This is a genomic window from Enterobacter sp. PGRG2 (assembly GCF_030291195.1).
Lineage (GTDB): Bacteria > Pseudomonadota > Gammaproteobacteria > Enterobacterales > Enterobacteriaceae > Enterobacter_D.
The window spans coordinates 2,101,561-2,111,792 of the sequence record NZ_CP127837.1; the positions used below are offsets into that span (position 1 = coordinate 2,101,561).

9 protein-coding genes are annotated in these 10,232 nt (G+C 53.3%); 1 reads left to right on the forward strand and 8 read right to left on the reverse strand.

Features of this window, described 5'->3' with window-relative positions; all coding sequences use genetic code 11:
- Positions 1–30: 30 nt before the first annotated feature.
- From QRD42_RS09090 to paoA, 5 genes are read right to left on the reverse strand one after another with little or no spacing between them, the layout of a single operon-like run.
- Positions 31–585, reverse strand: coding sequence for a nucleotidyltransferase family protein (locus tag QRD42_RS09090; RefSeq protein ID WP_321988665.1), 555 nt, complete (start codon positions 583–585; stop codon positions 31–33).
- Positions 564–1,520, reverse strand: coding sequence for an XdhC family protein (locus QRD42_RS09095; protein WP_321988666.1), 957 nt, complete (start codon positions 1,518–1,520; stop codon positions 564–566). Before QRD42_RS09095 ends, QRD42_RS09090 begins: the two co-directional genes overlap by 22 nt.
- 9 nt (positions 1,521–1,529) lie before the next feature.
- Positions 1,530–3,728: an aldehyde oxidoreductase molybdenum-binding subunit PaoC gene (gene paoC, locus QRD42_RS09100; RefSeq protein ID WP_321988667.1), complete on the reverse strand. Its 2,199-nt coding sequence runs from the start codon at positions 3,726–3,728 to the stop codon at positions 1,530–1,532.
- Positions 3,725–4,681: an FAD binding domain-containing protein gene (locus QRD42_RS09105; RefSeq protein ID WP_321988668.1), complete on the reverse strand. Its 957-nt coding sequence runs from the start codon at positions 4,679–4,681 to the stop codon at positions 3,725–3,727. Before QRD42_RS09105 ends, paoC begins: the two co-directional genes overlap by 4 nt.
- Positions 4,678–5,367: an aldehyde dehydrogenase iron-sulfur subunit PaoA gene (paoA, locus tag QRD42_RS09110; RefSeq protein ID WP_321988669.1), complete on the reverse strand. Its 690-nt coding sequence runs from the start codon at positions 5,365–5,367 to the stop codon at positions 4,678–4,680. Before paoA ends, QRD42_RS09105 begins: the two co-directional genes overlap by 4 nt.
- A 262-nt stretch (positions 5,368–5,629) precedes the next feature.
- Between paoA and QRD42_RS09115 the strand changes: the two genes are divergently transcribed.
- Positions 5,630–6,871 carry an anaerobic sulfatase maturase gene (locus QRD42_RS09115; RefSeq protein WP_321988670.1) on the forward strand — a complete coding sequence of 414 codons (1,242 nt, stop codon included), beginning with the start codon at positions 5,630–5,632 and terminating at the stop codon, positions 6,869–6,871.
- 42 nt (positions 6,872–6,913) lie between these two features.
- Here QRD42_RS09115 and QRD42_RS09120 read toward each other — a convergent pair whose 3' ends face one another.
- The 3 genes from QRD42_RS09120 to QRD42_RS09130 form a co-directional block, all read right to left on the reverse strand.
- Positions 6,914–8,554 carry a sulfatase-like hydrolase/transferase gene (locus tag QRD42_RS09120; RefSeq protein ID WP_321988671.1) on the reverse strand — a complete coding sequence of 547 codons (1,641 nt, stop codon included), beginning with the start codon at positions 8,552–8,554 and terminating at the stop codon, positions 6,914–6,916.
- Positions 8,555–8,605: 51 nt separating this feature from the next.
- The gene (locus QRD42_RS09125) at positions 8,606–9,397 is read right to left on the reverse strand and encodes a hypothetical protein (protein WP_321988672.1); all 792 of its coding nucleotides are present in this window, start codon (positions 9,395–9,397) and stop codon (positions 8,606–8,608) included.
- A gap of 14 nt (positions 9,398–9,411) precedes the next feature.
- The coding region (locus QRD42_RS09130) for a transporter (RefSeq protein WP_321988673.1) at positions 9,412–10,232 on the reverse strand (821 nt) is incomplete at its 5' end.

Consider the following 10,232-nt stretch of genomic DNA (forward strand, 5'->3'; position numbering starts at 1 on the left):
CTTCGGATCTTACAAAGGATGAGTCAGTCGTTAAGCATGCGACAGGTCTATTAACCTTTGCGCCGCCTGTAAGTCTGCCAGGGTATCGATATCGTGGGTGATACCGTAATCCGACAGGAAAATATCTTTAACCTCTCCCCGTTGTCGTGCGCGTCTCACTATTTCTTTTGCTCCCATATTTCCGGAAAGGGCACTTAATTCAGCACGGTATTTGTGCCGGAACCCGACCGGATGACCTGGGTTACGCTGGTAGTGAGGCACCACAATCGAATTTTCTTCGAGCTCCGCGGCGACGCGTTGCAATGATGAAGGCTGAATTAAGGGAAGGTCGGCTGGCAGAATTAGCCATCCCGAAGCCTCAGGCGTGGCGTGAATGCCAAGAGAAATAGACTCGCCCATGCCGCTCGTTCCACCTTCAGGGCAGACCAGATGCCATTTCAGCTTCGCGTTTTCGACGGCTTCCAGCACATGTTCTAAAACCGGCTTGCCGTTGAGCTGTGCGGCTAGTTTATGGGTACTGCCCCCGGAAGCAAGAAAGCGCTCCCCACGCCCGGCTGCGAGGATCAGGACGACGGGGGCTGGCATGGATCCTCCTTCTGATGGAGACGTACAGAGGCGACCTCTGCCAGCACGGAGAGTGCCAGAGTATGCGCATCGCGGGCTTTAGGGAATATCCCGACAGGCGCTCTGATTCGCTCTGTCTCCTCCTTACACCATCCCAGTTCGTGGAGCTTTTGCAGACGCAACGTGTGCGTTCGATAACTGCCCAACGCGCCGAGATAAAAGGGTTTCGCCTCGCGCGCGGCCTGCAGTACTGGCAGCTCCCGGTTGAGATCATGGCACAGCAAAATTACCGCCGTGTCGGCATCTATCTTAGCGCTGGCTGAGGATGGAAAACGGTCAACGATATGGCTGTCATAGCCTGTTGCCGCCGCAAGGCTGGCGGTTGCCTGTGCTTCAAGAGAACTTCCGTAAATCATCAGCCTTACGCAAGGCCTGAACCCTACCTCAAAGCCATTGAGATTCCAACCCGTTCGGGTTTGCGCGGGCAGGCACACCAGCGATTGTGCTTGCGGATCGTAGCGCAGCCCCGCCGGTTTTCTTTGTTCCAGACGGTTCAGCACGGCAAGAAGGGGCCGTGGTGAGCGCAGCTTATGGAGCGTCAGAGTGATCCCGCCACCGCAGGGCAGAATAATGTCGAACCATGGTGAACCCTCGCCGTAGCGAATGTCGCGATCGCGGCCTGAGACCATCACCTCCAGCGCTTCAAAAGCAGTGGCGGCTTCCACGCAACCGCCGGAGACAAAACCGCAGTAGCGGCCATCTTCGCGCACCACCATCTGCGCCCCGAGTGGTCGCGCCGCGCCGCCGCGTATCTCAACCAGCGTCACTAACACCGCCGCTTTACCGGCCATCAGCGCTTCCACCGCAAAACGCAGAATGGTCACGGGGTCATCGGTAAGAAACGCCAGTTCCGGCTTATGCAAGCGCTCGTCTATATCAAAAAGCGAGTATGACATTGCTCCTCCTTAAACCACATCCGGCAGCTTATCGAGCAGCTTATCCAGGGTGATGGGGTAATCCCGTACCCGGACACCAGTGGCGTTGTAAACCGCATTGGCGATAGCCGCGCCTACGCCGCACAGGCCGAGCTCACCCACGCCTTTGGCTTTCATCGGGGAGGAAATGGGGTCGGTATCATCCAGGAAAATGACCTCCTGTAACGGAATATCCGCATGGACCGGCACCTCATACCCCGCCATATCGTGATTAACGAAGTATCCCAGACGAGTATCCACGGCCAGCTCCTCCATCAGTGCCGCGCCCATACCCATGGTCATTGCGCCAATGACCTGACTGCGGGCGGTTTTAGGATTCAGAATGCGCCCTGCGGCACACACCGCAAGCATGCGATGAACACGGATCTCGCCCGTTGCGCTGTGCACACCGACTTCAACAAAATGTCCGGCAAAGGTCGACTGCTGGTACTTCTCGCTGAGCGTCCCGAATTCAATACTCTCTTCTGCTGTCAGCCTGCCGCCAGACGTAGCCTCACGCAGCGCAGCGCTGCGCGTACCGCTGATAATTTTGCCGTCGGTAAACTGCGACTGCTCAGGATCAAACCCGACGGCTGAGGCAATCATCTCACGAAGCTTCACGCAGGCGGCGTACACGCCGGAGGTGGAGGTATTCGCGCCCCATTGCCCGCCAGACCCCGCAGAAACCGGGAAACTGGAGTCGCCGAGGTGAACAGTAACCTGCTCCAGCGGTACGCCAAGCATTTCCGCTGCCGTCTGGGCCAGAATGGTGTAGCTGCCGGTGCCAATGTCGGTCATGTCCGTTTCCACGGTAACGGTGCCATTTTCCTCGAGGTGAACCCGTGCGCCGGATTTTTCGAGCAGATTATTGCGAAAGCCCGCCGCGACGCCGATACCAATCAGCCACTCACCATCGCGCACCTGTCCGGGTGTGGCATTGCGCTGTTTCCAGCCAAATTTATCCGCCCCGGTGCGTAAGCACTCGATAAGCTGACGGCGGGAGAAGGGGCGTGTCGGCCTGGCGGGATCAACCTGAGTGTCATTCAGAATGCGAAACTCGACGGGATCGATGCCTGCTTTTTCCGCCAACTCATCTATCGCGATTTCGAGTGCCATTAATCCGGGGGCTTCGCCGGGCGCACGCATGGCGTTCCCTTCCGGCAAATCGAGCGTGGCGAGCCGCAGGCCGGTATGACGATTCGCCCCGGCGTAGAGAAATTCGCTTTGCTGCACCGCCGTTTCCGGCGTGCCGCCGGGCAGATTGCCAGACCAGCTTTCATGGGAGATAGCGGTGATTTTTCCGCTTTGGTCGGCACCTATACGCAGGTGCTGAAGGGTCGCGGGACGGTGAGTGGTGTTATTGGGGATGACGGGGCGGGGGAGCATGACTTTAACCGGGCGTTTTACCGCACGGGCGGCGAGGGCCGCCAGCAGCGCATCGCTTCTCAGGAACAGCTTGCCGCCAAACCCACCGCCGATGTACGGGGAGATAATTCGCACATTCTCCACGGGCACTTTCAGCGTTTTCGCCAGATCGGTGCGGCACCAGTCAATCATCTGGTTTGAGGTCCATACTGTGACCTTATTGCCCTCCCAGATGGCCATCGAGGCGTGCGGCTCCATCGCCATATGGCTCTGATCCGGGGTGGTGTAGGTGGCATCAATTCTCACTGCTGCGGAGGAGAACGCGCCGTCAAAGTCACCGACGTTTTTGTCAGGCGTATCTTCCGGGGGCTGACTGACAGTCGGTTTCTCATCCGCAAGAGAATAAGCCCCTCTTTCGCGGCGATAGTGTGCCTGTACCAGCGAGGCCGCCGCCCGCGCCTGTTCGAAGGTTTCTGCCACCACCAGAGCGATGGCCTGATGGTAATGCTCAATCGTGGGGCCGCCCAGCAGTCTGGCGGTGTTTTTGTCCCCTTTGCCGAGTGCCCCGGCGTTATCGGCGGTGATGACTGCCAGCACGCCTGGCGCTTTTTGCGCGGCGTCTATATCAAGGGCGGTAAGCCGGCCTTTTGCAATGGCGGAACCGACGATATAGCCATAGGCGGCGTTGGGCGCTATTTCGTGCCATTCGTAGGCGTAACGTGCCGTACCGGTCGTTTTCAGCGCGCCATCAATGCGGTCATGTGGACGACCGATAACCTTCAACTGATCAATCGGGTTTTCCCCGGCAGGTTTATCAAATTTCATGCCTGAGCCCTCGCTTCTGTCATTACGGAGGCAAGCGTTCGCTTCGCCAGCAGGAGTTTGAAGGTGTTTTCAGCGGTGGGACGTGCGCTGGCAAACAGCGTGTCATACACGGCCTGCGCCCCGAGGGGCATTTGCGCGTCCGCAGCCTCAACGCGCCAGGGCTTATGCGCCACTCCGCCCAGCGCGACGCGTCCACTGCCGTCTGGCTGGATGATCGCCGCGACTGACACCAGAGCAAAAGCGTAGGAGGCGCGATCGCGCACCTTGCGGTAGAAATGTGCCCCGCCGACAGGCGGTGGCAACGTTACCGCGACGATAAGCTCGCCGGGTAGCAGAGCGGTTTCAATATGAGGTGTTTTCTCCGGCGGCCGATAAAAATCAGCCAGCGCGATACTGCGAGCCTTTCCATCCGGTGTGATGGTTTCTACCACCGCATCCAGCAACCGCATCGCGACCGCCATATCGCTCGGATGAGTGGCAATGCAGGCTTCGCTTATGCCCACTACGGCGTGCTGACGGCTAAAGCCTTCAAGTGCCGAGCAGCCGCTGCCGGGCAGGCGTTTATTGCAGGGCTGATTGGTATCGTAAAAGTAGGGGCAGCGCGTGCGCTGAAGCAGATTACCTGCGGTGGTAGCCTGATTACGTAACTGGCCGGAAGCGCCAGCGAGAAGGGCGCGGGAGAGTACGGCATAATGCTGCCGCACGTGCTCGTGGGCTGCCAAATCGGTGTTCCGCACTAATGCGCCGATGCGCAGGCCGCCCGCGTCGGTTGCCTCAATCTTATCCAGCTCGAGCCCGTTGACATCGATAAGATGGGTAGGTGTTTCAATTTCCAGCTTCATCAGGTCCAGCAGATTGGTGCCACCCGCGATAAATTTTGCGCCGGGAACACGCTGAGCGCTGAGCGCCGCCTCAGCCGGGGTATTCACTCGTTCATAGGTAAATGCCTTCATGATTTTATCTCCCCCGCAGCGTCTTCGATGGCAGCAAGGATGTTGGCGTACGCGCCACAGCGACAGAGGTTGCCGCTCATACGTTCACGGATCTCATCGGCTGTCATTTCAGGCGGGGAAACCAGGTCGCGTGTGACGTGGCTTGGAATGCCGTCCTTAATCTCTTTCAGCACTGCCACCGATGAGCAAATTTGCCCGGAGGTGCAGTAGCCGCACTGGAAGCCATCATGCTTGATAAAGGCCGCCTGCATGGGATGAAGATGGTCTGGCGAACCCAGACCTTCAATGGTGGTGATCTCCGCCCCCTGATGCATGACAGCAAGCGTCAGGCAGGCATTCAGCCTGCGACCGTTGACCAGTACGGTACAGGCCCCGCACTGTCCGTGATCGCAGCCTTTTTTGGTGCCGGTCAGATGCAGATTCTCCCGCAAAGCGTCCAGCAGCGTGGTCCGGGTATCCACCTCCAACTGCTCGTTTTTACCGTTCACTTTTAGTGTGAGGGGCATTATTTCAGGGGCCGGAGTTGCAGCCGGAACGCTTGCTGCAAGCGTTGAATGAGGATAAACGACGGCTGTTGCCGCCGTCGCGGCACTGACTTTGATTAGGTCGCGACGGGTCAGACTCAAATCGTGCGGTTCATGATTGCCAATCCGATTATCTTCGGGGTATTCGCCGTGGTTGCTCATGCCAGGCCTCCGGTATGCAAAAGGGGAAATAAGAGTGCGTTGCGAGAATGCTGTTCGTTTTTTTAAACGTTAAGCATAGTCGGCGAGAGCAAAAAGAATATTCTTAAAACGCGAATGCCGTTATGTGTGGCCTGCATAGCAGAAACGCATCATCAGCCTTAAAAAAGCTATTTTTGTACAACAAAGTTACGCCGTCTGTGTCGGGATAATAAGCAGCCATTAAATCGCTTTGTATGGAACCTTTCCCGACAGGAATGTGGATATGTTAAAAAATACTCAGACACGTGCGTTTCATGTTATGGCAAAACCGTCTGGTTCTGTCTGTAATCTTAATTGCAGTTACTGCTTTTATCTTGAAAAGGAAGTTTACTATCAACAACATAATATAATGAGCGATAACGTTCTTGAGACGTATGTGCGAAGTTATATTGAATCGACGTATCCTGAAGATGAAGTCGCTTTTACCTGGCAGGGCGGGGAACCGGCGTTAGCGGGGCTGGCATTTTATAAAAAAGCCGTGTCGCTACAGCAAAAATACGGCGCGGGCCGGAAAATATCTAATAGTTTTCAGACCAACGGGATTTTACTAAACGATGCGTGGTGTCAGTTTTTTTCTGATAACGATTTTTTGATTGGCCTTTCGCTGGAGGGTCCGGCAGCGATCCACGATAAGTATCGTCTTACTAAAAGCGGTAAACCCACCCATCATCGGGTTATGCGGGCGCTCGCCCTGCTGCAAAAGTACAAGGTAAAATACAACGTACTGACATGCGTAAATCGCCATAGCGCTCAGTACCCGCTGGAGATTTATCATTTTTTGCGTGACGCCGGGGTAGAGTTTATTCAGTTTATCCCGGTCGTGGAACGACTGGCGGATGATGACGCTCTGCAAGCCGGGCTAAAATTACATGCTCCCGGCGGGGATGGAAGCCGCGTGACGCCCTGGACGGTATTGCCTGCCGATTATGGTCATTTTCTTATTAGCGTATTTGAAGAGTGGCGTAAGCGGGATGTCGGCAGCATTTTTGTCATGAATATCGAATGGGCGTTTGCCCGCTTTATCAATGCCCCCGGCGCGGTGTGCCACCATCAGCCCACCTGCGGGCGCTCGGTTATTGTTGAGCACAACGGCGATATTTATGCCTGCGACCACTATGTCTATCCGCAACACCGGTTAGGCAATATTATGGGGGCAACCCTGGCGGAGATGATCGATTCAGCGGGCCAGGTAAAATTTGGTACTGATAAATATAACTCGCTGCCACGCCAGTGCCGTCAATGCAGGGTGTTACAGGCCTGTCAAGGGGGGTGCCCGAAGCATCGCTTTATGCGCAGCAAAGAAGGCGAACCCGGACTCAATTATTTATGCGAGGGCTTTCAGCTCTATTTTAATCATCTGCCGCGCTGGTTAAAGGCGATGACCGATCTTATCGCCAGTGGTCGGCCAGCCAGCGATATAATGCATGCGGATCTCATTCACATTAACAGCGCATCAAAGAAATGAAAATAAAAAACGGCCATACCAGATGGCCGTTTTGCGCAAAGCTTACAAATGAATCTGTACTGAAGGCGGGTACTTATTGAGAATGTTATTATAGTTTTTGATTTCTTCCTGCAGGATTATCCCGACAGGAATATGGCGAATGCCAACACTCTCATCTTCCTGTGGATTGGTATACAGATTAAAGATCATTGATCCCGCTGTCTTGCTGATAGATCCTGTAAACCCTCCCTGATAGCCTTTACTGGTGAAAGCATAAGGTTGCTGGATCAGCGTATGGTATTTAAACTCATCAACCCGTACGGCGGAAAGCTGACCGTTTAAGAAGTAATGCTCAGCCCGACGATTAGATTGCCCTGTATTTCCAACAAACCAGGATGCCTGATTAACCCCATCGATAAAGGTACTTTTGGGAACCAGTTTCGCAAGTTCAGCGCCCGATTTTCCCGCCAGGGCAAGGCTGGTGGGGAAAATATCAGTGATATCAAATAAGCCGTCAGATTTGCGGGGCTGTATCATGCCTTTCCAGTAAACAAAAGTGGGAACACGGACGCCGCCTTCCCATGTCGATCCTTTTGATCCGCGGAAGGGGGTCCGGCCATAGGGGGCGACTTCGGCCTCCGGGCCATTATCAGAAGTAAAGACAATCAGGGTATTATCCAGTTGGTTGGTTTCTTCCAGTGACTTATAGAGTCGGTTAAAGACATCGTTCATTTCAACCATACAGTCGCTAAATGACGTTTTTGCCGGAGAACGACCGGCATAGTACGCATTCGGGTAATTATCGAAATGGCAGCCGCGGGTGCCGTAGTAAAGAAAGAAAGGCTTATCGCTCTTCTGCATCGTACGGATAAAATCTGCACCATACTGCGACCAGCGTTGATCTAAATCTTCCATATATTTGGGAGTGATCTCCGCAACTTCATTAAATGTTCCGCTACGCGTCGCATGAATATCGCTCTTATTAAACGGCAGATTTTTTATATATTCCTGGCGGGAGGGGCTAAGGGCTATCTCTGGGTTAACACTGGCGTCCCGCCATTCTGTATACATATCTGAAACGGAGAGGAAGCCACGGAAATCATCGAAGCCAACGTTCTGAGGTTGAGACTCTTTATTTTCTCCTATATGCCATTTACCGATGGCCTGAGTGACATAGCCTTGATCGTGTAGCAGCTGGGGTAATGTGGTGAAGCCTTGTAATCCTCCTTTCTGACCGTACATAGGGGGCACCAGAATGCCATGGTGGGCTGAGTATTGCCCGGTCATGATAGAGGCTCTTGTCGGCGATGAGCTGGGCTGCGAATAAGCGGATGTTAAAATAAGCCCCTGTTCCGCGACCCTGTCTATATCCGGCGTCGGGTTACCTACTGCCACGCCGCCACCGTTAAAACCAACATCCATCCAGCCCACATCGTCCATGATAAAAACCAGAATATTAGGTTTTTTACCCGTTTTCTTTTCTAATTCTGCGAGTTTTTGTGCCGTTTCCTTTTCCTGCCCGGCGTTATAGATTACCGGCATCATATTATCGGCCAGAGTAGTGGTTTTAGTGACCATATACTGCCCGGGCGTGTCATAGCCTTTATAGGCCTCAGTCGGTTGACCATTCGCGGCATTAACCATAAACGGGATAGCAAGTGTAATAGCCGACGCGACTGTTTTCATCATAAATAACTTATTCATAGGGTACTCCATGTTAAAGGCGATTAAATAAAAGCTCGACAGGCTTTTTTATTAACGGCCGAAGGTAATGTTCAATCCTGTAAAGAGAGTAAATTGCGGCTCATAATCCCCATTATGTGCCACGGTCCACTGAGGTTCGATAAAGGTATTGATTATGTTACTGCCTGATTTCCATGCCCGACCAATACCAACGCCGACGGGCAGATAGTAATCATCGTTTTGCACGTTATAAGTCATTATCCCTGACGAGCGCAGATACCATCCTTGGGGAAGATTATGGAAAACAAAAGGTTGTAATGTGAGAGTCTCAACGTTGGTCCGATCTTTATCACCCGCGAAACTTTTCTGCCATTGCAATAATCCACCAAACAGACCACTGCCGGAATCCTGTACGACAACAGCGGAAAAGCCTGCCAGCCATTTACCGGAGCCTGTTTCGTCCTGTGAGGCTGAATCCAATGTTAATAAGGGGCCGACACCGAGTTTAACGCCTTTTTGCTTAAGCAAAAGAATGTCAAAAATATTAATATCGCCGATGCCGGTATTATATCCGCCGGAAATTTGCGGTCGTGTGACAACCGGTACTGACATTCTGAAAATTTGGGGCACAGGGATCAATCCCGGCGCTATGGGGATCGTCCCGCGCAGGAAGAAATCATCAGTATGTTGTTCGCTGCCATAGAGTTCAGGGGTGTAATAATTATGAAAAGCCAGGGCGAAAGCCGGATGCAGCGGGTTATTAGATTGATTCGCAACACTGGCACTCTCACCCCATGCATAACAAGATAAAGCCAGCAGGCTCCCGGCCCAGAAAAGCCTGGTGTGATGAGTAAAAGCGATCATTTTTTCGTGTCCTTTTACCATGCATACTGCAAGCGGAACGTCCAGCCATCGACGTCAGCAGAATATTCCCGATGCTCAACAATATTGCTGTATGCCACCATGCCGCCAAACTGCGGGGATAACTGAAACCCTATCGATGTACCGAGCATGACGTTGTTACTCCGGTCGTCCTGCACTACCCCATTGATTTTCGTTTCACCGCCACCGGCCCATGAACTATCCAGAGAGATCCATAATTCCGGGGAGAGGGTATAACTCACATGCCCTTCAGCAGCATAGGATGGTCGTTGTGACAGTGTGTTATTACCTGAATAATCGTCATTGTCGGTGTAAAACGTCGCCCAGGTATTCAGCTCCAGCCAGACAGGGCCTATCGGATAACCGGACGCTAATTCTGGTTTGAATACCCAACGATTGGCCCCGGAATTTAATACGTTATTACTGTCATACTGACCATCGGGCACCGTAAGCCAGAATGCACCGGTTAAAAAGGGCTCTGGCGTCCATTTTCGAAACTCACTTTTGGATAAAGACGGGCCGCCAAAGATGTTATGCGCAAATACAATCTGGGTATCGCCGGGGTTTTCATTGATAAAACTTCCGGGGAAGCGGGCATTGTCCGGCGTGGCCGACAACCGTGTATAAGGCTGAACAATCTGGATAGCCGAGGTGCGCCCGTCAATTGAAAAGGTATAACCGTAACGAAAGAGAAAGGTATCGGCATCGATATTGACGCCGGGGGCATCAACGTTCATTGGCGCATAATAACCGAATATGATATTCAGATCTTTCGGTAAGTTCATCCAGTCGCGGGCATTATCAGCCGACGCGCCCG

Excerpts from the sequence above, each read along its gene's own strand:
- QRD42_RS09095 (WP_321988666.1), bottom strand. The coding sequence starts at position 1,520 with ATGTCATACTCGCTTTTTGATATAGACGAGCGCTTGCATAAGCCGGAA.
- QRD42_RS09120 (WP_321988671.1), bottom strand. The coding sequence starts at position 8,554 with ATGAATAAGTTATTTATGATGAAAACAGTCGCGTCGGCTATTACACTT.
- QRD42_RS09090 (WP_321988665.1), bottom strand. The coding sequence starts at position 585 with ATGCCAGCCCCCGTCGTCCTGATCCTCGCAGCCGGGCGTGGGGAGCGC.
- paoC (WP_321988667.1), bottom strand. The coding sequence starts at position 3,728 with ATGAAATTTGATAAACCTGCCGGGGAAAACCCGATTGATCAGTTGAAG.
- QRD42_RS09115 (WP_321988670.1), top strand. The coding sequence starts at position 5,630 with ATGTTAAAAAATACTCAGACACGTGCGTTTCATGTTATGGCAAAACCG.
- paoA (WP_321988669.1), bottom strand. The coding sequence starts at position 5,367 with ATGAGCAACCACGGCGAATACCCCGAAGATAATCGGATTGGCAATCAT.
- QRD42_RS09125 (WP_321988672.1), bottom strand. The coding sequence starts at position 9,397 with ATGATCGCTTTTACTCATCACACCAGGCTTTTCTGGGCCGGGAGCCTG.
- QRD42_RS09105 (WP_321988668.1), bottom strand. The coding sequence starts at position 4,681 with ATGAAGGCATTTACCTATGAACGAGTGAATACCCCGGCTGAGGCGGCG.